Source organism: Chryseobacterium amylolyticum (assembly GCF_051011775.1).
In the GTDB taxonomy this organism is placed as follows: Bacteria; Bacteroidota; Bacteroidia; order Flavobacteriales; family Weeksellaceae; genus Chryseobacterium.
In genome coordinates, this window is record NZ_JBPCHX010000002.1 from 726,599 (window position 1) to 749,651 (window position 23,053).

General features: G+C 32.6%; 23 protein-coding genes. 14 read left to right on the forward strand and 9 right to left on the reverse strand.

Annotation, left to right across the window (positions count from 1 at the left end; translation table 11 throughout):
- Positions 1-25: 25 nt before the first annotated feature.
- Entirely contained in the window at positions 26-2,221 is a 2,196-nt protein-coding gene (locus ACR1PO_RS08445; protein ID WP_433986474.1) for a prolyl oligopeptidase family serine peptidase, read from the reverse strand.
- Between the two features lie 136 nt (positions 2,222-2,357).
- On the reverse strand, positions 2,358-2,528 hold the full coding sequence (locus ACR1PO_RS08450) for a hypothetical protein (RefSeq protein WP_433986475.1): 171 nt from the start codon (positions 2,526-2,528) through the stop codon (positions 2,358-2,360).
- 255 nt (positions 2,529-2,783) lie between these two features.
- On the opposite strand from ACR1PO_RS08450, the gene ACR1PO_RS08455 reads away from it, so the two are divergent.
- The 11 genes from ACR1PO_RS08455 to ACR1PO_RS08505 all read left to right on the forward strand — a co-directional run bounded on the left by ACR1PO_RS08455 (position 2,784) and on the right by ACR1PO_RS08505 (position 16,506).
- The gene (locus ACR1PO_RS08455; protein WP_433986476.1) at positions 2,784-4,508 is read left to right on the forward strand and encodes a helix-turn-helix domain-containing protein; all 1,725 of its coding nucleotides are present in this window, start codon (positions 2,784-2,786) and stop codon (positions 4,506-4,508) included.
- A 241-nt stretch (positions 4,509-4,749) separates the two neighbouring features.
- The gene (locus ACR1PO_RS08460; RefSeq protein ID WP_433986477.1) at positions 4,750-5,925 is read left to right on the forward strand and encodes a peptidase associated/transthyretin-like domain-containing protein; all 1,176 of its coding nucleotides are present in this window, start codon (positions 4,750-4,752) and stop codon (positions 5,923-5,925) included.
- Positions 5,903-6,742, forward strand: coding sequence for a GLPGLI family protein (locus tag ACR1PO_RS08465; protein ID WP_433986478.1), 840 nt, complete (start codon positions 5,903-5,905; stop codon positions 6,740-6,742). The genes ACR1PO_RS08460 and ACR1PO_RS08465 overlap by 23 nt, the downstream gene beginning before the upstream one ends.
- A 72-nt stretch (positions 6,743-6,814) precedes the next feature.
- On the forward strand, positions 6,815-7,009 hold the full coding sequence (locus tag ACR1PO_RS08470; RefSeq protein ID WP_332385127.1) for a class I lanthipeptide: 195 nt from the start codon (positions 6,815-6,817) through the stop codon (positions 7,007-7,009).
- 39 nt (positions 7,010-7,048) lie between these two features.
- Complete coding sequence (locus ACR1PO_RS08475) at positions 7,049-7,234, forward strand: class I lanthipeptide (protein ID WP_255816415.1); 186 nt, start codon at positions 7,049-7,051, stop codon at positions 7,232-7,234.
- A gap of 66 nt (positions 7,235-7,300) precedes the next feature.
- Positions 7,301-8,542: a lanthionine synthetase C family protein gene (locus tag ACR1PO_RS08480; protein WP_433986479.1), complete on the forward strand. Its 1,242-nt coding sequence runs from the start codon at positions 7,301-7,303 to the stop codon at positions 8,540-8,542.
- A 14-nt stretch (positions 8,543-8,556) separates the two neighbouring features.
- The gene (locus tag ACR1PO_RS08485) at positions 8,557-10,785 is read left to right on the forward strand and encodes a lantibiotic dehydratase family protein (RefSeq protein WP_433986480.1); all 2,229 of its coding nucleotides are present in this window, start codon (positions 8,557-8,559) and stop codon (positions 10,783-10,785) included.
- Positions 10,786-10,789: 4 nt separating this feature from the next.
- Entirely contained in the window at positions 10,790-11,668 is an 879-nt protein-coding gene (locus tag ACR1PO_RS08490) for a thiopeptide-type bacteriocin biosynthesis protein (RefSeq protein ID WP_433986481.1), read from the forward strand.
- 9 nt (positions 11,669-11,677) lie between these two features.
- Entirely contained in the window at positions 11,678-13,864 is a 2,187-nt protein-coding gene (locus ACR1PO_RS08495) for a peptidase domain-containing ABC transporter (protein ID WP_433986482.1), read from the forward strand.
- Positions 13,854-15,158 carry an HlyD family secretion protein gene (locus ACR1PO_RS08500; RefSeq protein ID WP_433986483.1) on the forward strand — a complete coding sequence of 435 codons (1,305 nt, stop codon included), beginning with the start codon at positions 13,854-13,856 and terminating at the stop codon, positions 15,156-15,158. Before ACR1PO_RS08495 ends, ACR1PO_RS08500 begins: the two co-directional genes overlap by 11 nt.
- Before the next feature lie 112 nt (positions 15,159-15,270).
- Positions 15,271-16,506, forward strand: a complete 1,236-nt coding sequence (locus ACR1PO_RS08505) for an erythromycin esterase family protein (RefSeq protein WP_433986484.1) — start codon at positions 15,271-15,273, stop codon at positions 16,504-16,506.
- Positions 16,507-16,656: 150 nt separating this feature from the next.
- Here ACR1PO_RS08505 and ACR1PO_RS08510 read toward each other — a convergent pair whose 3' ends face one another.
- Positions 16,657-17,025, reverse strand: a complete 369-nt coding sequence (locus ACR1PO_RS08510; protein ID WP_332385141.1) for a winged helix-turn-helix transcriptional regulator — start codon at positions 17,023-17,025, stop codon at positions 16,657-16,659.
- Positions 17,026-17,118: 93 nt separating this feature from the next.
- On the opposite strand from ACR1PO_RS08510, the gene ACR1PO_RS08515 reads away from it, so the two are divergent.
- Together ACR1PO_RS08515 and ACR1PO_RS08520 are read left to right on the forward strand one after the other, a co-directional pair.
- The gene (locus tag ACR1PO_RS08515) at positions 17,119-17,562 is read left to right on the forward strand and encodes a DUF3291 domain-containing protein (protein WP_332385142.1); all 444 of its coding nucleotides are present in this window, start codon (positions 17,119-17,121) and stop codon (positions 17,560-17,562) included.
- A 113-nt stretch (positions 17,563-17,675) separates the two neighbouring features.
- The gene (locus ACR1PO_RS08520; protein ID WP_433986485.1) at positions 17,676-18,818 is read left to right on the forward strand and encodes a cytochrome-c peroxidase; all 1,143 of its coding nucleotides are present in this window, start codon (positions 17,676-17,678) and stop codon (positions 18,816-18,818) included.
- Positions 18,819-18,855: 37 nt separating this feature from the next.
- Here ACR1PO_RS08520 and ACR1PO_RS08525 read toward each other — a convergent pair whose 3' ends face one another.
- From ACR1PO_RS08525 to ACR1PO_RS08540, 4 genes are all read right to left on the reverse strand, one after another.
- A complete protein-coding gene (locus ACR1PO_RS08525; RefSeq protein WP_433986486.1) occupies positions 18,856-19,209 on the reverse strand; it encodes a cupin domain-containing protein in 354 nt (117 codons plus the stop codon).
- Positions 19,210-19,221: 12 nt separating this feature from the next.
- Positions 19,222-19,647 (reverse strand): DoxX family membrane protein, encoded by a 426-nt coding sequence (locus tag ACR1PO_RS08530; RefSeq protein WP_433986487.1) that lies wholly within the window; start codon positions 19,645-19,647, stop codon positions 19,222-19,224.
- Between the two features lie 165 nt (positions 19,648-19,812).
- The gene (locus ACR1PO_RS08535) at positions 19,813-20,604 is read right to left on the reverse strand and encodes a helix-turn-helix domain-containing protein (RefSeq protein WP_433986488.1); all 792 of its coding nucleotides are present in this window, start codon (positions 20,602-20,604) and stop codon (positions 19,813-19,815) included.
- Between the two features lie 45 nt (positions 20,605-20,649).
- Positions 20,650-21,225 (reverse strand): hypothetical protein, encoded by a 576-nt coding sequence (locus ACR1PO_RS08540; protein WP_433986489.1) that lies wholly within the window; start codon positions 21,223-21,225, stop codon positions 20,650-20,652.
- Between the two features lie 81 nt (positions 21,226-21,306).
- On the opposite strand from ACR1PO_RS08540, the gene ACR1PO_RS08545 reads away from it, so the two are divergent.
- On the forward strand, positions 21,307-21,819 hold the full coding sequence (locus tag ACR1PO_RS08545) for a thioredoxin family protein (RefSeq protein WP_433986490.1): 513 nt from the start codon (positions 21,307-21,309) through the stop codon (positions 21,817-21,819).
- 72 nt (positions 21,820-21,891) lie between these two features.
- On the opposite strand, the gene ACR1PO_RS08550 is transcribed toward ACR1PO_RS08545, so the two are convergent.
- Together ACR1PO_RS08550 and ACR1PO_RS08555 are read right to left on the reverse strand one after the other, a co-directional pair.
- The gene (locus ACR1PO_RS08550) at positions 21,892-22,482 is read right to left on the reverse strand and encodes a hypothetical protein (RefSeq protein WP_433986491.1); all 591 of its coding nucleotides are present in this window, start codon (positions 22,480-22,482) and stop codon (positions 21,892-21,894) included.
- 134 nt (positions 22,483-22,616) lie between these two features.
- Positions 22,617-23,012: a DUF7674 family protein gene (locus tag ACR1PO_RS08555; RefSeq protein ID WP_332385153.1), complete on the reverse strand. Its 396-nt coding sequence runs from the start codon at positions 23,010-23,012 to the stop codon at positions 22,617-22,619.
- Between the last annotated feature and the right edge of the window lie 41 nt (positions 23,013-23,053).

Consider the following 23,053-nt stretch of genomic DNA (forward strand, 5'->3'; position numbering starts at 1 on the left):
TTAAGGAGTTAAGTTATAAACGTTTTTATTTGGTAATATCTCCGATTGGCTGATAAGCTGGCACTCCTAATTGCCATAAAGCAAACGCAAAAATATCTCCAATATTAGCATAACGCTGTGCTACAGGTATAGCACCTCCGTGACCTCCGGCATAATCTATTTTCAACAAAATAGGTTTGTCGGAAGAATTATCTGCTAACAATTTAGCGGCAAATTTAGCAGGGATCCAGGGAGCAACTCTTGGATCGTTAATCCCCGATGTGATTAGAGTTGCAGGATATTTAACTCCTTTTTTAATGTGATGGTAAGCATCCATTTCCAATAGTCCCTTAAAATCAGCCGGACTATTTAGATTGCCATATTCTTGAGCAGCAGATTTTCCTACGCCTCCAAACTCGTTTCTCAAAGTATTTAGCACTCCTGATTCTATAATTACCGCACCAAAAAGCTCCGGTCTTTCGGTCATTGCTCTTCCCATTAATATCCCACCTGCACTTCCCCCCAGGATGGCTATTTTCTTAGGTGATGTATAATTTTTATTAATTAAATACTCGGTACAGGCAATCAAATCTTTCCATGAATTTGGTTTTTTAGATTTCTGTCCATCAATATGCCATTGTTCTCCTTTTTCTCCACCTCCTCTTACATGCGGAACAGCAACAATTCCTCCTTGATTTGCCCACAATAAATAACTAACAGAAAAGTATGGAGAATATGACTCAGCGTAAGCACCATAACCATTCATAAGAACTGGAATCTCTCCATTCTTTTTAATGTTTTTATTGTAAATTAAAGATAATGGAACTTCTACACCATCGTGAGACTTTACCGTAATTTCCTCAACTACAATGTCCTTAAATTCAGGATATTCAATGAGCGGAGCAATATTTTCTGGAGTAAACTCATTTTTTTGCAAGTCATATTTAAATCTTTGCTCATCATTTGCCCAGCCTGAACAACTAATCCATATATCCGAAAAATCTTTTCCTTTCGCTTCCAAATATATATTTCCTGATACAAATGGAGTTTTTATATTTCTTTCTTTTCCATCTTTGTACAAATATAATTTTGCTTCTACACCGTTTTTTGTTCTGGTATAATATATTCCATCTTTCGTTACAGCATATCCTGTTATCACTTCATCTGCCATCTCAGGGACCAATATTTGCGGATTTTTGAAGTTTGGATTCTTAGCGCTGGTCTTACAGAGTTTGTAATTCAAAGTATTATTATAGCCGGATAAAAAATAGATATCATCTCCGGCTAACCGCATATATGGTATTTTATCTTCTTTCGTATATAAAGGTTTCCAGGTTTTTTTACCATTTAATAAATCTTCTTTACTGATAATAAATGTTCTCCTAAAGTCTTCTGAATCTACTAAATTTCCTATGTAATACTTATCATCAGCATTAAATGCCATAATAGCCGGGTATGTGTTTTCCTCTATATTTAAATTCGGATTATTAGATCTGGAAAATACATTATTCAATTTTTTGGGATTTTCACCTATTCTATATAAGATTGCTTGAACATTTTTTCCATAATCTTTAGAATTACTGTCAATGACAGGATAATAAACATAAAAAAATCCTGAATTATCCTGTAACCATTTAATACCTCCAATGCTGGAAGGATTAGTGTTAGTCACAACTTCCGGATGAACATATTTATTTTCTACATCTATTACAATAATTTGAGAAATTTCTTTACCATTTTCCGTCAATGAAACAGCCAACCTGCTTCCGTCCCAGCTGGGACTTAATAGATTGACTAAAAATTGATGTTTAGATTTATCCGAGGAATCTTTAAAAGGGGATATGAATCTATCCGGGTCGTATAGTAATTGTTCCGTTCCGTTAATCCCATTTCTATAGTAAACTTTTGAAGTTTTCTCTTCAGAACCTTTTTTCAGATAAAAATATCTGTCATTATTCGTTATTACGAAATCAGATACTGAATAGCCTTGCCTTTTATCAAATTCTAAACGTTTTTTAAGGTAATAATCTCTATTTGGAATTTTATTAATCAAAAAATTAGTGTAATCTGTCTGAGATTTCATCCATTGAGCGGTTGCAGAGTCCTTTAAATTTTCTAGATTTCTGTAATCATCAATGATTTTAGTGCCAAAATAATGATCAGTAGCAGGTACAGAAGGTGCTAAATTTGTTTTTTGCGCACCCAAGGATAGTGAAAAAAAAATAAATATATATATTTTCATTTGATATTAGAATAAACAACCCCGGGGTAAGGCTACTGGGGAATTACTGAAAATAATTTTTTATTTCGATGAAAAGCTCTGTGTCTTTTCAAACCTTAACTCTTCTTCCCCGAGGTAAAATTCAAAAATTTTTTGATTAAATTTTGATCGGTTCCTGTGGATCCTTACTAGCATTATCTGGAAAAGCACAAGTCCTAATCTTTTCTTCTAAACCTATTATTCCCCCCTTAATAGAGTTTAAATTGTTAATTTTTGAGATTTTTACTTTGTTAAGCGAAAGCTTTTTCTCATTAATGTTCTTCTTCATTTTGAAATTTTTAACTTATTTAATTATGCAAATAAAATGATATTTTTCGAATCCTGCTGGAATTAGAGCTATAAATTTATAAATCTATAGTTTTTTATTTATAAAGATTTGAGTATTGTAAATTGAATTTTTTTAGAATGATAATTTTCAATTGTAGTATTAAAAAATAAATTTCATTTATAATACTAAAAATAGCTTTTATTATATTACTTGTGATCAATAAAATGGATATTTTTGTACCGCATACTTTAGTTTATGAAAAGCCTAAAATATTTTTTCTTTCTTTTATTAGCATACAACCAATATTATTCTCAAAATAAAGTTTTAATTGATACTTTGTCTAAGTATGACTATTTGGAATTAGAAGAAAAATTCTACAATTACAAGAACAATAATAAAATTAAAGAATCTAAAATCATTGCTGAATACTACCTGAAAAAGGCAAAGAAAGAAATGATCATTAATAATATTGCTGAAGGGTATGTATTCATGCAGTATAATCAAAATTTAGCGACCTCCTTAAAATACATAGATAGTTTAGAATCCATTAGTAATAGACTGCATGATAATAGATATCCTGCTCGTATCTATCTGCTAAGAGGCAAATTGTATTTTGATTATGACAACGAAAAATTAGCCTTGGATAATTTTGTAATTGCGTTAAGCCATGCCAAGGAAAATAACAATAAACGACAGATTGCTATCGCTGATCTTCAAATTGCTTATCTAAATGGATATATTGGAAAACATAAAGAGACCGTGAAGGTTCTGGAATACTATTACGGACATCCTGAATTTTTAACTCCCCAAGATATTGAACACATTCAAATAAGTCTGGCAGATGCATATATTGATATTTATGAGTATGCCAAGGCATTGAAATTAATAGAAAAAGGACTTAATGATGCATCAAAAAATAATGAAATAAAAAGATATAACAAGTATTTAATTTTGTTGGGCAGATATAATTTGGAAACCAAAAATTACTCCAATGCTATATCCAACTTAGAAATCTGTAAAAAATATTTTTTAAAGAATAATCTTGATTTTGATGCTAATTATACCATGTTATACTTAGGAGAATCATACTTAAGTTCTAATGAAAAAGATAAAGCTGCAGAGAATTTTGTTAAAATTGATTCTATTATTCAAAAAACTAATAATACTTTTCCCGAGCTCCGTGATGTTTACACTTATCTTGTAGATTATTATAAAGAGAAAAGAGACAAAGAAAAACAACTTTATTATATTGAAAGGTTCTTAAATGTTGATAAAACTCTTGATTCCCAATTTAAATACATATCTAGAGAACTACCAAGAAAATATGATGCCCCTAAACTCTTAAAAGAAAAAGAAAATATTATCAACGATTTAGAAAAAAAGAAATATTTTTTGTTTTCTGGTCTGGGAGTTTTGTTCTTGGCACTAATTGCTGTAGGATTTTTCTTTTATAGATCTAAAAAGTCAGAAAAAAAATATCGAAAAATTGCTCAAGATTTAATAAAATCTATTAATGAGAAGAAATCAGAAGTAGAGGAAAAGGAAGAAAAAAGAGATTTTATTCCTTCTAAAATTGAGGCCGCTTCAAAGATTGAAAAATCTGTAATTAGAAATATTTCAGAGGATACTGTACAAAAGATTCTGAAGGAATTAGAACGATTTGAGAATAACGAATTATTTTTACGAAAAGGTATTACTTTAAACAGTCTTGCAAAAGATTTTAAAACCAATTCTGCTTATTTGTCTGATGTGGTTAATACTTATAAAGAAAAGAACTTTGCTTCTTATCTCAATGATCTTCGAATAGATTATGCCCTGAACAGATTAGTACAGGATAAAAAATTCCGTTCTTATAAATTAACTGTTGTTGCTGAAGAATTAGGTTATAATAATGAACAGGCTTTTGCCTCAGCTTTTCGAAAAAAGACCGGAACCATTTTGAGGACTTATATCAAAGAAATTAACCAGTCTCAGGAGTAATTCATCATTTTTATATGTAAAAATTTTCGTGTAAAATGACATTCTTTTATTGAGGGAATGTGTTGTGATTCTATTGTCTGATAATCAATGGAATAATTAATGTTTTACAGGCTGGTTTTAATGAATTACAGCCATTATAAGGTATAGATTTATATATCAAATCTATAAATTTATAAATCTATATTTAAGTTTTTTTGTGACTGATTATAACGGTGTATGTTTGCAATCGAAACGAGTAAACATGACACAAGCAAAATTCTACAGTATTCTTCTTCTCTTTTTAATTTTAGGATTTTTTCATGCACAATCTTTGAAGTTAAAAATTGTAGATTCAGAAAGCGGTAATCCAATTCCACACGCAAGAATTATTTTATCAAATACAGTGTTATACAGCAATGATGATGGTTTTATTTTATTGCCTGAAAATGCAAACAATTTGGAAGTTTCAGCGTCTGGTTATGAAATGGAAAAATTTGTTAATTATAGTTCAATTATAAAATTAAAACCATTATATAAAGATATTGATGAAGTTAAAATAATAAATATTGATATCAAGAAGATCTTTTCAGATGTTTTAAAAAATTATGAGAAACGATATTATGATCAACACTCTCTATATGATATACTTTACAGACAAAAAAATAGCGATGATGATAATTTAAGCTTCCTTCTGATAACCAATGGTAAACTTTGGATGGAGTCCAATACTTACAATTATAAGGAAGCTTTTAATAAAAGATTTGATAATTTCATCCAAATGGAAATAGATTCTGTAAAATATTTCAAATCTACTATTTCCGAAAATGATTTTTGCAAAGGACAATCTTTGAACCAGTCCAAAGATTTTGTTGGAAACATTTTTTTCAAGTACGAACTAGCCCGGGTTAATTATTATTTCAAGACAAAAGATGCAAAATTCTCAGGCAGAATTGTTGATGATTCTAATGATGAACAGACTATTGTTTATAAAATCAGTAACCCGGAAATAGAGGTTACAGGAACAATTGTGTATCAAAAAATGGATAAAACCATTATTCATTATGAACTGCAATATGATCAAAGCAAGTATCCGTCTTATAAAGTAAAAACTAAAAATGGATTAGAGTACGAATTCAAAGTCGGAAACGGTGTTACCTACTATGATTTTTACAAAATAAACGGAAAGTATGTTCCTTCTATTTCAGGAACCAAAGGTTTTAGTTATTGTACCTATGATGGAAAGAAGCAAAAAAACAGCTTTAGCAGAGAAATCATCTTTCAAAAGTTTACTGAGACAGAAACAACCGGTCTTCAGAAAAAGATTGACCTGACCAAAAGAATATGGGAGAATATTCCTAAACTGGAAAAGCAAAATAACAGCATATTATTATCAGAAGAAGAACAAAAATTTATAGATGAAAAATCATATCAGGAATAGTTTTTTATTAATGTTATTATCATTTTTTTTCGCCAATTCTCAAACACACAGATTTGTTTATGATGTTGAATACAAAAAGGATTCAACTTCAAATCTTACCGCAAAAGAGAATTATCTTTTAGACATTAATAAAAGTGAAGTGCTGTATTATACAAGAGACTTTTTTATTGCAGATTCTTTAATCAGCCATAATATCCCTTTTCCAAAAAATATGAAGTTAAATACTTCAACCATTATCACCCATAGAATTGGAGACAATAATTATAATGAATATGACTTACTGGAAAATACGATTCTAAAATTACAAACAAAAGATTTCCAAAACTGGAAATTGACTGGTGAAAAAAAGAAAATCAAAGAACTGTCGTTGCAAAAAGCAGTAGCCACTTGGGGCGGACGAAACTGGACAGCCTGGTTTACTACAGAAATCCCTTTTCAGGATGGACCCTATAAATTTCACGGATTACCTGGTTTAATTGTAGAACTCTATGATGATAAGAGTAATTATAGATTTGAACTGGTAAAGTCTGAAAAATACAATGGAAAAAAAGAAAATCAATTTATAGAAATATCCAAACAGCAGGCCATTGCTGTTGAATGGGAGAAATACAAAAGTACCAAGATAAAATTTTATGAATCCCCGGTGAATTTTATTCAAAATAGTGTTGGTGATTCTAAAAATGAAGAATTCTTTTTGAATGATGGTACAAAAGTAAACGCTGTAAATATGAGGGAGATCAATGAATCTTTACGAATGAATATAAAAAAATACAATAACCCTATTGAACTCAATCGAGCGATTGTATATCCTAATTAAATTTTATCCGGATCAAATAACTATATAAAGTCGACTTTTATTATTAAAAATCAACAATTAAATTTTCAAACTATGAAACAAAAATTAAAATTAAACAAAGAGAAAGTCAGCAAACTGACAGATCTTCAATCTTCCACTATAAAAGGTGGAAAGGAACTAGCAGTAAGTACAAGACATAATTTTACTTGTGGACTTTGTACTGGAGGTGATGGTACAAAAGATTCTTGGAATACTTGTGCTGTTTCTGAATGCTTTGCATGTAGCTAATTATAGAATTTAAAAACTAGAACTATTAAATTTTTTATCATGAAACAGAAAAAATTATCATTAAACAAAGAGAGAGTTGTAAAATTAACAAAAGAACAATCTGCTTCTATTAACGGAGGTAAAGCTTCTGCAAGCAGTTCTTGGAATGATTTTACTTGTTGTTGGTGTACTAATGGAGGTGATGGGCCTTCTAAAACTAACAACTGTATAGAGCCTGCAAACTAAACATTGGATAAAAACTATTAACCAACAAGCTCTATAATTTTATAGAGCTTGTATTATAAACGCGTAATGAGTATAAAGAATAAATTATTAGAGATAGAAAGTGTAATAAACCAAAGCTGGCATAAAGAACCTTATATTTCAGATCTTTCTTTACTTACGGGAATTAGTGGTATTCCTATCTTCTATTATATGTTATATAAACACTATAACGAACCAAAATATCTGAATAAAATAGAAGAGGTACTCAATGTTATTTTTGAAAGATTAAATGAAGGAGAGGAAACCATTCCTAAAACTTATTGCCTGGGACTTGCAGGAATAGCCTATATGCTGAATTTTTTAGAAAAGTCAGGAGACATCAATATTGATCTCTCCGAAGCTCTTGAAACATTCGATGAAATCTTATTAGATACTGTAGACCACTTTCTTTCCTACATAGATAATATCGAAAGTAAATATATCATGGAGCAGGTAGATTTTCTTCATGGAGTTTCCGGCCTTGCCCATTATTTTCTTTCCAGAGAGAGAAAAGAAATCTATTCCGAAAAAATCATAATCTTATTTGAAAAACTATCAGAAATAGTAGAATGCGATTATAGAAGAGCATTAGAAGTTAAAGATATCGAACAAACTTCAACGGATTTGCACAAAACAAATCTTGGCCTGGCACACGGGCATATTTCATTTATTTTATTATTTTCAAAGTTTTTAGAAGTTTTCCCTCATAACAAGAAAGTGAAGGAAGCGTTAGAAAGCAGCGTAAAGACAGTTTTACTATTTAAAAATGAACAGGAAGACGGATTTTGCTTATTTCCAAGCATAGCAGTGAATAAAAAAACAGCGCTTTACAATATTCACTTAGGCTGGTGCTATGGAGATCAATCAGTCTCTTATGGACTTTATAAGGCTGGGAAGACATTAAATGATGAAAATTTAATTAATATTTCTAAGGAAATAGCTTTATCCACATTGAAGAGAGACTCCCTTGGAACAGCATTATTACATGAAGAAAGTTGTGATCCGGGATTTTGTCACGGAACCATTTCCGTGGCTTATTATCATAAAAAATGGTATTTAATGACTGGAGATACTAGATTTTTGGAGTTATACAAAAAATTTACTCAACTCACTTTATCTCTTTCTACTGAAAAGAAAGGTCTGGCCGGTTACCTAAAGAATACAGGCACAGGAGGTAAACAAGCTGCTTTAGGACTTTTAGACGGAATAGCAGGAATAGGAGTTTTTTTTGTTGATAACTTATTAAACAGTTCTTCAATACAGTGGGATTCTATTTTCCTGTTAGAATAAATTTAACATTGATTATGAAAAGATCACAATATCTTCCTTTTGAAAAGTTCGTATTAAGAACACCTCTTTTATCATTAGATTTTTTTAAAGATTTAACATCAGCAGAAATCATATCCGATCAGCAATTGATTGATACTTGCCAAAATGAAACCATTCGTGAAGCCATATTTTTAGCATCCCCTTCTCTTTCTTCTCAAATTGATAGATGGATAAATGGTGAAATTACTGATGCTGAGAAAAAAATAAAATTAAAACACAGCATTTTAAAATATCTTTCAAGAATGTCCTCCAGATGTACTCCATATGGATTATTTGCAGGTTGTTCTGTTGGAAGTTTTTCTGACCAAACCCAAATAATACTGGATAACCCAACAAACCATCAACGCCATACCAGGCTGGATATGAATTATGCAGTGGCTTTATCTGATAAATTGTTAGAGATTAAACAGATAAGAGAGTGCTTGAAATTCTATCCTAATTCCAGTATTTACAGAATTGGGGACAAGTTAAGATATATAGAATACTTTTATAAAGACAATATCAGACATTATGACATTGTTGCTGTTGACTTTTCGGAATATTTAGAAGAAATTATAACTATTTCTAAAAGGGGATTATATATTAATGAGATTATTGACAATCTGGTTGAGGAAGATATTGACTATGAAGAAGCCAAGGATTTTGTAGAAGAGTTGATTGAAAACCAAATTCTTGTAAGTGAAATTGAACCGTCTGTATCCGGACTTGAATATATTAATCAGCTCATTAATGTGTTAAAAGACAAATTTGAATCTCAGAATGAGTATCTCACATTTATAGATTCAATTGAAAAAGAGTTGGAGAGTATAGACCAGGTAATTGGCAACTCATTAGAAAAATACATTGATATAAGTAATAAGATTGGAAAAAAAGAAATTCCTTTTGATCTTAAATACCTTTTTCAATGCGATTTAGTGATTTCAACTCAACATAATTCCATTGATAAAAAAATTATAAAAGATATTGAACAGGCTATCAGATTTGTTAATCGACTAAGAAAAAATAAAGCTAAAAATTATTTGGATCAATTTAAAGAAGGCTTTTATGAAAGATATGAAGATTATGAAATGCCTATATCTAAAGTTTTAGATCCGGAGATAGGTATTGGATATGGTTTTAATACACAATCCAATGATGACAATCCTTTAATTGATGATTTATTAATCCTGCCCCCGGACAAAGACATAAAGGAGCCAAAAGAAATAAAATGGACAGTAATTGATGATATCATTCAGAAAAAGATAATAAGTGCTATTCAACAAAACCATTTAATAATAACATTAGAAGATAAGGATTTTTCCTTTCTGCCTGAAGTTACGTATGAAGATTTACCTGAAACAATATCTCTAATGATTGAAATTGTTGAAGAAAACAATCTTTCCAAGATAAAATTCTCAGGTGGCGGAGGAGGGAGCGGAGCCAATTTATTAGCAAGATTTTGCCACAGTGATGAGAATATAAATAAATTGGTCAACGAGATCATTCATTTCGAAACAGATTATAACTCAGATAAAATTATTGCAGAGATAGTTCACCTTCCGGAAGCAAGAGTTGGGAACATCTTATCCAGACCAGATTTTAGAAATTTTGAAATTCCGTATTTGGCTCGTTCGAACAAACCTTTAGACAAACAGATAAGTCTAGAAGATATCATGGTATCCGTGAGAAATAATAAAATTGTTTTGCGATCCAAAGCTCATAATAAAGAGATATTGCCGAGATTAACGAATGCCCATAATTATTCCAACAGTAATACTCTTCCCATCTATCATTTTTTAAGTGATATGCAATTGAATAATTATTCTGCATTATATATCGATGTAAGCAATTTTGATCACTTATATAAATTTATTCCCAGAATAGAATATAAAAATATCATTCTTTCCTATGCTTCTTGGAATTTTAGTATTGATGATATAAAATCTTTAATTGAAGGGAAAAAGCAAAACAATCTGCAAAAAAAGGTAGAAAATTTCAAGGAGCAATTTTCTCTTCCTGATTTAATCCTTTTAAGTGAAGGTGATAATGAGTTGCTTATCAATTTAAACAACCTGACCTCTGTGGAGATGTTTATTGAAACGGTCAGAACCAGACCAAATTTTAAGTTGACTGAATTTATTTTTAATCAAGACAAACAAGTCGTTAAAGATTCTTCCGGACATAACTTTTCCAATGAAATTATAATGTCATTTTACAAAAATTAATAGTATGCACAACAATATGAGAGCATATAACATACCTGGAGGGAACTGGATTTATTATAAGCTGTATATGGGGACAAAATCTGCTGATGAAATACTTGTAGATAAAATCAAGCCTCTTGCAGATCAACTCATTGAAGAAAATGTTATAGATCAATGGTTTTTTATTCGATATAATGATCCAAAATATCACTTACGCATAAGATTCAAATGTACTGATCCCACTCTTTTACATGAAATTACTTCAAGAATGCACCCTATTTTATTGCCTTTAATTGAAGAATTTATTATTTGGAAAGTTCAGCTGGATACTTATAATAAGGAAATAGAAAGATATGGTCTTAAAACAATGGAGGTTTCAGAGCAATTATTTTTTTTGGACAGTGTGATGACTGTAAATTATTTGGAAAACTTTAAGGACGAAAATCTAAGATGGCTATTCGGTTTAAAGGCAATTGATGATTTTTTAAATCTATTTCAGTATCAATTGTCTGATAAAAAGAATTTTATGGAGCAGTTAAGTATTGCTTTTAAAACAGAATTTGGAAAAACAAAAATTTTGAATTCTAATTTGAGCGATAAATTCAGAGCCAACAGGCAGGATATTACAAATACAATTGAGGGTAAAAATACAAATAATATTTATGAAATAATTAATGAAAGAAATCAGAGAATTATAAATTTAAAGGATGAAATTTTAACATTGCATAATTCAAAATCCTTAGATGTTAATATCAATAATCTTATGGCAAGCCACATTCATATGATGATGAATCGTTTGTTTAAATCTAAAAATAGAGCACATGAGATGGTTTGTTATGATTTTCTATTTAGATATTACAAATCGAAGCATGCCATAGAAAACAGTGTGAAAACTCTTCCATAAAAAACTCAAATGTTTCCTTCATATAAACAACCAGACTTCAAAGACTGTGGTCCTACCTGTTTGCGAATTATCAGTAAGTATTATGGTAAGGCCATTCAGCTCCAGCAAATAAGAAATTTATCAGAAACAACAAGAGAGGGCAGTAGTTTACTAGGACTAAGCAATGCTGCTGAGAATTTAGGATTTAAAAGCCTAGGGATAAAAACTGATTTCCAGACATTTGTGGAAGAAATTCCTCTTCCATGCATTGTCCACTGGAATAAAGTTCATTTTGTAGTTGTGTACAAAATTGACAAATTACAAAAGGTATATGTTTCTGATCCAAGCTATGGGTTAATAACCTATGAAAAAGAAGAATTCATTAAATTCTGGATAGGTGAAAATGCTAATGAAACCACAGAAGAAGGGGTTGCATTACTATTGGAAACAACACCCGCCTTTTATCAGAATGAATTTGATGAAACTAATAACAAAACCAGTTTTAGCTTTTTATCCAGGTATTTATTGAAGTATAAATCGCTGGTATTTCAGCTGTCCGTTGGTTTGTTGGCAGGGAGTTTATTATCACTAATTCTCCCATTTCTTACCCAAAGCATTGTAGACGTAGGCATACAGAATCAGGATCTTAATTTCATTTATTTGGTTCTGCTGGCTCAGATTATGGTATTTTTAGGCAGGACAGGTATCGAAGTTATCCGAAGCTGGATTTTACTACATCTTTCTACAAGGATCAATATTTCCATCATCTCCGATTTTTTTATCAAATTGATGAAACTTCCTATCAGTTTTTTTGATACAAGAATGACAGGAGATATTATGCAGAGAATCAACGATCACCACAGGATTGAGCAATTGCTGACCAATTCTTCGCTCAATACATTATTTTCTTTGGTTAATCTCATTATTTACAGTATCGTTTTACTGTTTTATGATTATAAATTGTTCTTGGTGTATTTGGCGGGTGCTGTTTTATATATTGGCTGGATTACTTTTTTTCTCAAAAAAAGGAAAGAGCTGGACTACAAAAGATTTTCTCAGGTTTCGCAGGAACAAAGCAAAGTGATCGAACTCATTAATGGAATGCAGGAAATCAAAATGCATAATGCTGAAAAGCAGAAACGCTGGGACTGGGAATTTCTGCAGATCAAATTATTTAAAATCCAGATCAAATCGCTATCCCTGGAGCAATGGCAATCAGTCGGCGGAAACTTCATTAATCAGATGAAAGATATTTTGGTAAGCTTTCTTTCTGCTAAACTGGTGTTGAGCGGAAATCTGACCCTTGGAATGATGCTTTCGGTTCAATATATTATTGGACAGCTGAACAGTCCGTTATTTCAATTAGTAGATTTTATCCGCCAGACTCAGGACGCTAAAATTTCACTTGAAAGATTAGGTGAAATTCATGATAAAGAAGATGAAGAAAGTACTGATGAACAATACATAACAGAAATTCCCCAAAAAGATTGGGAAATACAGGATGTTTCTTTTCGGTATATTGGTGCTAATTCTTTTGTTTTTGAGAATCTGAATTTAACAATTCCTTATCAAAAAACTACTGCTATTGTGGGAGCTAGTGGAAGCGGGAAAACCACTTTACTAAAGTTATTAATGAAATTTTATGAACCCAATTCAGGAGATATCAAAATAGGAAATACTGATTTAAGAAATATATCACCAAGGTTTTGGAGAGATCATTGTGGAGTTGTCATGCAGGAAGGTTATGTTTTCAATGATACGATTGCTAATAATATCGCTATTGGTGAAGATTATATTGACAAATCAAAATTAAGAAAATCTGTTGAGATTGCCAATATTAAAGATTTTGTGGAAGACCTCCCTCTAAGCTATAATACCAAAATCGGTAATGAAGGGGTTGGGGTCTCAGGGGGACAAAAGCAAAGGCTTTTTATAGCAAGGGCGGTTTACAAATCTCCGGAATATATCTTTTTTGATGAAGCAACTTCTGCTTTGGATGCCAATAATGAAAGAGTTATTATGGAAAATCTGGAACAATTCTTCAAAGGGAAAACAGCAATTGTTATTGCGCACCGTCTTTCCACTGTAAAGCACGCCGATAAAATTATTGTTCTGGATAAAGGGAAAGTTGTGGAACAAGGGAATCACACAGAATTAGTTGCACTGAAAGGTGAATATTACAGACTCGTTAAAAATCAACTGGAACTTGGAAACTAAAAAAGACATATTAGATAGTATTGAACTGCGGTCAGAGAGCGTTCAGGATATTCTGACACAACCGCCGCACTGGATGATCCGTTGGGGAAACTCTGTTATTTTCATTATTCTTGTAATGGTTTTGATCATGAGTTGGTTTATCAAATATCCGGAATTTGTTCCGGCCCCGATTACTGTTACATCAAAAGAACCACCAGAAAAGCTTCAGGCAAGAATTAATTCTAAGATCGAAAAAATTTTAATTAAAGACCATCAGGAAGTCAGGAAAAATGACGTTTTAATGGTTTTGCAATCCACAGCTAATTATCAGGATATTCTGAAACTTAGAGAATTGATAGGTTCCACTGCTCCGGATCAGGTATTTTCTTTTCCGGTAGGTGAAACCTCCGGTTTTAGATTAGGTGAGCTCCAGGGCGATTTTAATCAATTTTTAAAAGCTTTGCAGGATGAAAAAATGTTTACAAAATTACAGCCTTATGCTCCGGAAAACCTCGCGGCCAGCCAGAATTTATCTGAATTTAAAAACAGAATTGCCACTTTACAGCAACAGAGAAACCTTGAAATGGTAAAATATGAACTGACAAAGAAAAACTACCAGCGTTCACAAAGTTTACACGATCAGGGCGTGATTGCCACAATGGAACTGGAAAATGAAAAAGTTAAATTTTTACAGGAAGAACAGAATTTAAAAAATATCACTATTTCTTTATCACAGTTACAGGAGGGAATTTCTAATCTTAACAAAACCAAAAGTGCTGCAAATATCAGTTCTGAAAAAGACAAGATCAATTATTCTTCCCAAGTGGTACAGCTTTTTGAACAGCTCAGAAAATCCCTGGAGCAATGGGAGCAAAACTACCTCGTTACCTCTTCAACCGATGGAATCGTAAGTTTTCAGCAGTTCTTTGGTGAAAATCAGTTCGTGAAATCCGGAGATGTTATGGTAACCGTTTTACCTAAAAACAAAGATGTGTTGGTTGGAAGAATGCAGATTCCTTCTGTCAATTCAGGTAAAGTTGCTTCAGGGGAAAAAGTGCTGATAAAACTGGATAACTACCGTTTTCAGGAATATGGTATTGTAGAAGGGAAAGTACAGAATATCTCTATTTCTCCAGACGAAAGCGGAAATTATTACGTTGATATTATCCTTCCAAAAGGGTTGAAAACATCTTATAACAAAAAACTTCCTTTTGACAAAGAACTCAGAGGCAATGCAGAAATCGTCACAGAAGATCTTAGGTTGATTGAACGCTTTTTTTACCAGATCAGAAAACTGTTAGGCTATCAGTTATAACAAATGATTTACGACTTAAAAAATAAGTGCTGGTATCGAGCATTATTTAAACTTATACTGGATTTTTTAAGTAATATTTTTTGTAAAATTGTAATCTAATTATAAGTAGTAAATGAATTTGAAATTATCCTTTATTTTGGTTCTGTTTTTTGTAACCATCAGTGCACAATCAAAAAATGATTTAAATCCTGAAGAGAAAGAATACATTTCAAAGTTTATATATCCTATAAAAACTTTTAATCCTGACGAAAAAGATAATAGTGATTTGCTCATCTTAAACAAACTCATTGGAAATTCTAAAATAGTTGGATTAGGAGAATCTACTCATGGTTCGAGTGAAATATATCAAATGAAATATAGAATAAGTGAATATTTGATAACCAATAAAAATTTCAATGTCTTTTCACTCGAAGCCAATATGCCTGAAAGCTTTTTAATGAATCAGTATATTCAGGAAGAAAAAGAAAATCCCAAAGATATTCTAAAGGGAATGTATTTTTGGTTGTGGCAAACCGAAGAAACCTTAAATTTCGTTGAATGGTTAAAAAAATACAATGAAAATCATGATTCAAAAGTTTTTTTTGATGGCTTTGATATGCAATATGCTAAAGGAGCGATAGATCAAATAAGAAAAACATACCAGGAAAATCAGTTGCCTGAGCAAGAGATTAATGATCTGGAAACAACTTTAAAGGAAAACAACAGAGGTTTCAGGACTTATTCTAAAAAAAGCCAAAAAATTTTATCGGAATATCTGTTTTTAATAAAAGAAAAAAGTACATCAATAAAAAAACCGGAAGAAAAATCGCGCTTCCTGCAAAATGTAGATATTGTTAGACAATACATCCAGCTCAATTTTATTAGGAGAGACAAATTCATGGCGGAGAATATTAAATGGTTAAAAGAAAACTATTTGAATTCTAAGGTAATTGTCTCGGCTCATAATTATCACATTGCAAAATTAAATTCGGACAGAATGGGTTATTGGATCAATGAAGCATATGCTGACGATTTTGTAAATTTTGGATTTGCTTTTTATGAAGGTACTTATTCTGCAAGTATTGATGGGAAGATCGGTACCTATAATTCAGAAAAAGCAGGTCCCGGAACATTAGAATATAGGCTTAACTCACTCAATATTCCAATTTTTATTCTGGATCTAAAGGCAATCAGAAAGGATAACAACAAACTTGGTAACTGGATTTTGGAAGATATTCTATTTCGTAAAACAGGATCAGGTACAGATAAAAATGAATTTTTGAAAACCAATGTTGCTAAATCTTTTGATTATTTGATATTTATAAATAAGTCAACAAATTCAAAGCTTTTAAATGGTAACTCAAAATAAAGACCGTGCAGCCAACGGGACATCGGCGTAAAATTTTCTCAAACTTGGATTCATAACTTGGTACTGATTACAATGAGATATTGTAAGAAATTTTCCACAGGAAAATCAATAAAGGAAATCTACTTATCTAGATATATCCCATGCATTGTGTCAATTTTTATGACTTTTTCTATTTTCCAGAATCATTTTACCCCAGTCATTGATATGATCCAGTAAAGGGATAAATGAAAGACCCAGATCTGACAGACTGTATACAACTTTCACGGGAGGTTTCGTTCCGAAGACTGTTCGTGTTATTAACTGATCTCTTTCCAGTTGTCTCAGCTGAATACTTAAGGTGGTTTCTGTAATAAAAGAAAGCTCTTTCTTGAGCTCGCCAAACCTTTTATCCCCATTCTTTAAATGGCAGAGGATAACTCCTTTCCATCTTCCTCCAATGAGATCCATGACGAAACTTACTGCGCAGGGATAAGATTTCTGATCAACATTGATATAGGAAAGCTCACATTCTTTTTTCATTTTTTAATAGTATCTATATGGATAGTTATTTCATGCTAACAGTGCAGGATTTATTTTTACACAATATTAATCAGAATAATAAAAATAGAAAAAATGTACCACTTAGCACAAATTAATGTTGCCAGAATGATTGGAACCAACATTGAAGACCCTGTAATGAAAGAGTTTGTGAACCATCTTGATTCGGTAAACCAATTGGCAGAGGAAAGTGATGGCTTTATCTGGAGGCTGAAAGATGATGAAAATAATGCTACTGGCTTTAATCCATTAAATGACGAGCAGGTTATCATCAATTTATCTGTATGGAGAAATATAGAATCGCTGGAATATTTTACTTATAAGACATTCCACGTTGAGTTTCTGAGAAGAAGAAAAGAATGGTTTCAAAAATATGGAAAAGCTTATTATGCACTGTGGTGGATTAAAAATGATGAATATCCAGGTATTGATGAAGCATTGAAGCGCTTAGAATATTTACAGGACCATGGTCCCTCTTCCTATGCATTTAATTTTCAGAATGTTTTTCAGGCACTATAGCTGTAATGTAAGACCTTTATATCTGATATTTTTAATAGGGCAGTGCTGAAAACCTTTGCAATAAGTATGTTAATAAAGTTATCTTTGTGCAGTTCAGTATTGTATTGAAATAAATGAAAGACAGATATATCGCTTTTCTGGCGGTTGCCGGAATCATATGCTTACTAAGTTATACTTCTAATGATCCTGCAGGATATACAGTGGAAGAACTGCGTACGTTATACAGCAGCGGAGATCAGAGTAAATGGCCGGCCCCTCACTTATTTGAAGAAGCGAAAGGAGGTTTTCAGGATATCGGGCCTTTGCCTGAGATGAAATTTCCTGAAGATAATCTATATTCTGAAGATAAAATGGAACTGGGAAGAATGTTATTCTTTGATCCGAGATTGTCAGGAAGCGGACAAATTTCCTGTGCAAGCTGCCATAATCCGGAAACAGCATGGTCAGACGGAAGCAGGGTTTCTGTTGGACACAATAAGCAGACCGGAACCAGAAATGCCCCTTCTTTGATCAATATAGGATATGCTAAATCATTCTTTTGGGACGGCCGTGCCGCAACTTTGGAGGAGCAGGTGAAAGCACCTATTGAAAGCCCGGTAGAGATGAATCTTCATATGTCAATGGCTGCAAAGAACATCAGTAAGATTGAAGAATATAAACCCTATTTTGTAAAAGCGTTCGGAAATGGAGAAGTGACAGAAGAGAAGATTTCAAAAGCTATTGCTACATTCGAACGTTCTCTGGTAAGTCCGCCTTCAAGGTTTGATCAATTTGTTAGTGGAAAGAAAGATGCTTTAACAGATTCTGAAATCAACGGTCTTCATTTATTTCGAACCAAGGCAAATTGCATCAATTGTCATAATACACCCTACTTCTCTGATCAGAAATTTCATAATCTGGGATTAACTTACTACGGAACGCAATATGAAGATCTGGGAAGATATCTCGTTACTGAAAGAAATGAAGATATAGGAAAATTCAAAACACCTGCATTAAGAGAAGTTGCAGAGAACAAACCTTATATGCATAACGGACTTTTTCCTGAGCTGGCGAACGTTGTTATGACGTACAATGCCGGAATGGTAAAAGAAATTCCGAAAGGAAATCAGATCAATGATCCTAAATTTCCTTTCAAATCCGGAATGATACAAAAGCTGAGCCTGACAGATGACGAAGTTTTTGATATCGTAGCATTTTTGAAAACCCTGAACAGTTACAAATACAAAATGCCCCCTCCGGTGTTACCTAAGTCATAAAAGCCACAGTAACTTTTACTGTGGTTTTATAATCGTCTTAAAGAATTTCCACTTCTTCCGGTACTACAAAAAGAATGATACAGCCGTGCTCAGATTTTACAGAATGCTTAAAATTTGGCGGAGTATACAGGTAATCTCCTTTTTCAAGCCGGGCTCCGGCAATAGCAGCATCACCTTCCATAATAAATAGTTCCTCTCCGGCAGGATGATTATGATAAGGATAGCTGGCTCCGGGCTCAAATTTTAAAAGTATGCTGGTAGAGCGGTTTTTTTCAGGATCAAATTTTAAAGATTTTACAAAAATACCTTCATAATGAATCCCTTTTTCAATTAAAGGATGCCAATCTTTTTGCTCTGTTTTTACGATGTAATCGTGGATGTTGGTGTTCATGATATATAAATTTTAATTGTTATTGATGTAAAGCTGGTCTAAACTCCATCCGTAGCGGGCAAAAGTACTTAATAGAAATGCTCCGGCACTGAATGCAAAAACCGAATAATCCAGAGGTTCTTTAATGCCGTAAGAAATACTCATCGCAACAGCAAATAATAAAGTAAGAATGGAGGCCCACAAAGCTGTCTTTTTTAACTGATATCCCAGAAGCAGAAAGATACCTATTGAAAGTTCAGCTGTAGTAGATAATACAGCAATAGCAGGCGCCCAGGATTGGGGTAAAAACGAATTCGTTTCAGCAGCATAGTTTACAAATCTTTTCCAGCCGGAAGATTGAGCTCCCCAAAGACTAAGCCTGCTTGCCACTGCAGATAAAAATCCGATAGCCAGAGCTATTCTTAATAGAAAAACGGCGATATCCTGTTGCGTTTTCATACATATAATTTTTTGGTTTTAATTACAGTACAAAGTTCAGCAAAAGCCGTTGCCTAAAGAATAGACAATTCCGGGAAAAGCATGTAATATTTGAGAGGGAAGAAGGGAACCGGAAAGTTATTGTAAAGTTATTTATTTTTTAGAGTAAAACCCTTTCTGACTGTTTTAGATTTCCTTTACGGTTTTCTGATACTCTTTGGGAGAATGTGAAGTATGTTTTTTAAAAAAGTTCGAGAAATAAAAAGGATCATTGAACCCAAGTTTGTAAGCAATTTCTTTTACGGTCAGTTTTTCATACATCAAAAGTCTTTTGGCTTCAGAAATGGTAAGGCTGTAGATCACATTCTGTGCAGTTTTGTTGGTATGAAGCTTTGAAACCTCATTCAGTTTGGCTTCGGTAGTCCCGAGGAGATCAGCAAAATCAGAGACCTGATAATTGTTTTTAAAATGATCTCTTACACTTTCAAGGAATTTTAAGAATAAAGCATCCGGTTTCCAGATTTCATCACCATTGGCAATTTTACTGCGGTTGATTTCTACCAGCAGCAATTCAACCAGCGAATGGATTGAGATCAGATATTGGTAAGGCTGTTCCTGAATCTCTTTTTCAATCGTATTCAGGGTTTCAGTGAAAAATGCAGGATGCCGTACGGTGATCATTTCATTCATTCCGAAATGGCAAAAAAGCCCGTTGTGGAAAATAAGCTCAATATCACTGTCGCTTTTACAGAAAAAATCCAGGGTAAAATTCAGGGCTGTAAGTTCTCCTTCAACAGATTTTAACTGATGAAACTGTCCTGATGTAATGGTTACGGTCTGACCGGTTTTCAGAATGAAAGTATTTTCGTCGATCAGGATTTCAGCACTTCCCTGACTGCACCAGAATAAGGTGTATCTGATGACCCGTCGCGGTTCAGGATATCCTGCCTGACTGGAGTATTTTCTTATTTCAATCATTGTTTGATCTGTTAAAAGTTGAATATTAACTTGAACGGATAAATTTTATTTTGATTTTTCGTTATCAATTTTTTCTAACTGCTTTTTTATTAAGTTTACATTTTCTTCCGTAAGTTTGCCATAGCCGTGATCCTTGATTTGGCTTAGTTGTAATTTTGATATTTCATCTTGCTTATCTTTATTTTTTAATAACTGATCCCGTAATGAAATATAATTCTGGGCCGAATATACTTCATCTTTCAAAAGCTCTGAAATATTTTTATTTTCTCCGGCACACCCTAGAGTATATTTCATGATGAAAGGATGGTTAGAATAGAAGGTATAGACATCTAAGAATCTTTTATCATTTCTTTTAAATAATTCTTTGCCGGAATAAACCTTTAAAGCATTGCTGCCATTCATCGCATAATAATAGAGCTCATCATTACTTGCTATTTTGGCAATTTTTTTAAATTGGTTATAAATCTTGCTTTCTTCACCTCCAACTCCAATATTAGGTGACTCTGCATATGAGATATTGTCTAAAGGCTGTGCCAGTTTTTTTACCTTATCAGAAACCTGGGCGTTATACCCTATGCAACTGAAGGTGATTAAAAATCCATAAAAATATTTATTCCTCATTATTTATAAACTATTTAAAGTTAAATAAAATAATTGAACGATTAAATACCTAAATTCGTGTAGACTTAAACAAAATTCAGAATGAAATATTCAAAAATTATTATCGTTGTAACCCTGTTGTTATTTCAGTTGGGTGCAGCTCAGGAAAAAGCAGATGTTGTAGTAAATAAAGCTTTTACGGAAGCTAAAGCTGGTAAGAAAAATGTTCTACTGGTGTTCCATGCTTCATGGTGCAAATGGTGCAAAATGATGGAGAAAAATATGGACCTTCCTGAAACCAAACCTATTTTTGACAAAAGGTTTGTCACAGCATATATAGATGTGCAGGAAAGAGGAGATAAAAAAAGCCTTGAAAATCCTGGCGGACAAGAGCTGATGAATAAATATAATGGCGAAAATGCAGGGCTTCCTTTCTGGCTGATTCTGAACCCGAAGGGAGAAGTGCTGGCTGATTCTTTTGATGCCAAAGGAGAGAATCTGGGCTCACCGGCAACACCGGAAGAAGTAACGGCTTTCATTGCCAAGATTGAAAAATCTTCAAAATTGAGTAAAGAAGAAGCACAGGCAATAGAGAAAGTGTTTGTGAAGAAATAAAACAAAGAAAAGTAATCCCCCAAAATAGATTCATTTTGGGGGATGTTTTATATGGTAACCTGCAGATTGCAGCTATTTATAATAATATTCAATATTACTCCATAAAACCTGATCTCCCGATTTTATCATTTCAGAAGGAGTGGTAAACAGGATTCCAAACATATTGTCATATTGTGTCATACCGAAAGATACGTTCTGAACAATTGTAAGGCCATTACCGTTATCTCTCGGTTCACGTTTCATGTACTGCAATGTTCTCTTTAAAGTAAAAGTGGAGCTCTTTTTATTAAAATCACCTATATACCTACTCTTCGAAGCTTTATCATTAATCAATACGGAATCGTTGCTGATTCTGATATTATAGACCGCATCAGCAGAATTTCCGGCAATCAGTTGTATAGAGCTATTTTTAAGATCGAGAACAATTCTCTTCCATGCCGGTTGCTGATAGGTACTCCAGTAACTGCTCAAGAAAGATTCCTGAGGATGAGTCTTACTCCCGGATGTCCCTGTATAAAGAATAGTTTCCTTTACTGCATAACTTTTGAAATCAAATTGGTACACCTCTTTTTCAATCGGTCTCGGATCTTCAATTACATTGTCATTATTTCCACATGAGATCAGGGATAGCGAAATCAATGGGGTATAAAAAAGATATTTCATGGTTATTTTTTACAAAAATAGGGTTTTTGCACGTGATGGTGAAATAGGTGAGCTGGAAATTCCCTTTAACAGAGCGAAAAAATAAAAAAAGCGAAAGGGTAAATTGAGTTCACCTTTTCGCTTTTGTTTAAAATTTATTTTCCAAAATACATCTGATCCTGTTTCTGCTGTTCATTATAAATGATCTGGAAACTTACAGGCATATATTGATAAAGAAGTTTCCAATGCTGGATCTTTGCGTGTTTTTTGAAACTTTCAAAAGATCTTACGAACAGATTTTCAATCATGGTTCTTACATAGGAATTTCCGTTTCTGTAAAGCCAGTCCATCAGCTTGATGTGATGGGCAATGATATTGATCTTCGATTCCTGCAGCAGTTTTTTCAGATAATTTACAGTAGCCTGCATGATTCCGGCGAAATTGTCCTGTACGGACAACTGTGTGATTTCATTGCGAAGTGGCGGATAGAAAAATTTTAAGTATTCAACAGCTATTTTTTGATTAATAGTTTGCATTTGTACTTTCATCATAATTAAGAATTTTTCAAACACTTTGTATTGCAGCGAAATGT

Coding starts and splice junctions, on each gene's coding strand:
- ACR1PO_RS08545 (WP_433986490.1), top strand. CDS start 21,307: ATGAAATATTCAAAAATTATTATCGTTGTAACCCTGTTGTTATTTCAG.
- ACR1PO_RS08460 (WP_433986477.1), top strand. CDS start 4,750: ATGACACAAGCAAAATTCTACAGTATTCTTCTTCTCTTTTTAATTTTA.
- ACR1PO_RS08455 (WP_433986476.1), top strand. CDS start 2,784: ATGAAAAGCCTAAAATATTTTTTCTTTCTTTTATTAGCATACAACCAA.
- ACR1PO_RS08490 (WP_433986481.1), top strand. CDS start 10,790: ATGCACAACAATATGAGAGCATATAACATACCTGGAGGGAACTGGATT.
- ACR1PO_RS08510 (WP_332385141.1), bottom strand. CDS start 17,025: ATGAAAAAAGAATGTGAGCTTTCCTATATCAATGTTGATCAGAAATCT.
- ACR1PO_RS08470 (WP_332385127.1), top strand. CDS start 6,815: ATGAAACAAAAATTAAAATTAAACAAAGAGAAAGTCAGCAAACTGACA.
- ACR1PO_RS08480 (WP_433986479.1), top strand. CDS start 7,301: ATGAGTATAAAGAATAAATTATTAGAGATAGAAAGTGTAATAAACCAA.
- ACR1PO_RS08525 (WP_433986486.1), bottom strand. CDS start 19,209: ATGAACACCAACATCCACGATTACATCGTAAAAACAGAGCAAAAAGAT.
- ACR1PO_RS08530 (WP_433986487.1), bottom strand. CDS start 19,647: ATGAAAACGCAACAGGATATCGCCGTTTTTCTATTAAGAATAGCTCTG.
- ACR1PO_RS08465 (WP_433986478.1), top strand. CDS start 5,903: ATGAAAAATCATATCAGGAATAGTTTTTTATTAATGTTATTATCATTT.
- ACR1PO_RS08505 (WP_433986484.1), top strand. CDS start 15,271: ATGAATTTGAAATTATCCTTTATTTTGGTTCTGTTTTTTGTAACCATC.
- ACR1PO_RS08475 (WP_255816415.1), top strand. CDS start 7,049: ATGAAACAGAAAAAATTATCATTAAACAAAGAGAGAGTTGTAAAATTA.
- ACR1PO_RS08520 (WP_433986485.1), top strand. CDS start 17,676: ATGAAAGACAGATATATCGCTTTTCTGGCGGTTGCCGGAATCATATGC.
- ACR1PO_RS08555 (WP_332385153.1), bottom strand. CDS start 23,012: ATGATGAAAGTACAAATGCAAACTATTAATCAAAAAATAGCTGTTGAA.
- ACR1PO_RS08445 (WP_433986474.1), bottom strand. CDS start 2,221: ATGAAAATATATATATTTATTTTTTTTTCACTATCCTTGGGTGCGCAA.
- ACR1PO_RS08540 (WP_433986489.1), bottom strand. CDS start 21,225: ATGAGGAATAAATATTTTTATGGATTTTTAATCACCTTCAGTTGCATA.
- ACR1PO_RS08485 (WP_433986480.1), top strand. CDS start 8,557: ATGAAAAGATCACAATATCTTCCTTTTGAAAAGTTCGTATTAAGAACA.
- ACR1PO_RS08515 (WP_332385142.1), top strand. CDS start 17,119: ATGTACCACTTAGCACAAATTAATGTTGCCAGAATGATTGGAACCAAC.
- ACR1PO_RS08550 (WP_433986491.1), bottom strand. CDS start 22,482: ATGAAATATCTTTTTTATACCCCATTGATTTCGCTATCCCTGATCTCA.
- ACR1PO_RS08450 (WP_433986475.1), bottom strand. CDS start 2,528: ATGAAGAAGAACATTAATGAGAAAAAGCTTTCGCTTAACAAAGTAAAA.
- ACR1PO_RS08535 (WP_433986488.1), bottom strand. CDS start 20,604: ATGATTGAAATAAGAAAATACTCCAGTCAGGCAGGATATCCTGAACCG.
- ACR1PO_RS08495 (WP_433986482.1), top strand. CDS start 11,678: ATGTTTCCTTCATATAAACAACCAGACTTCAAAGACTGTGGTCCTACC.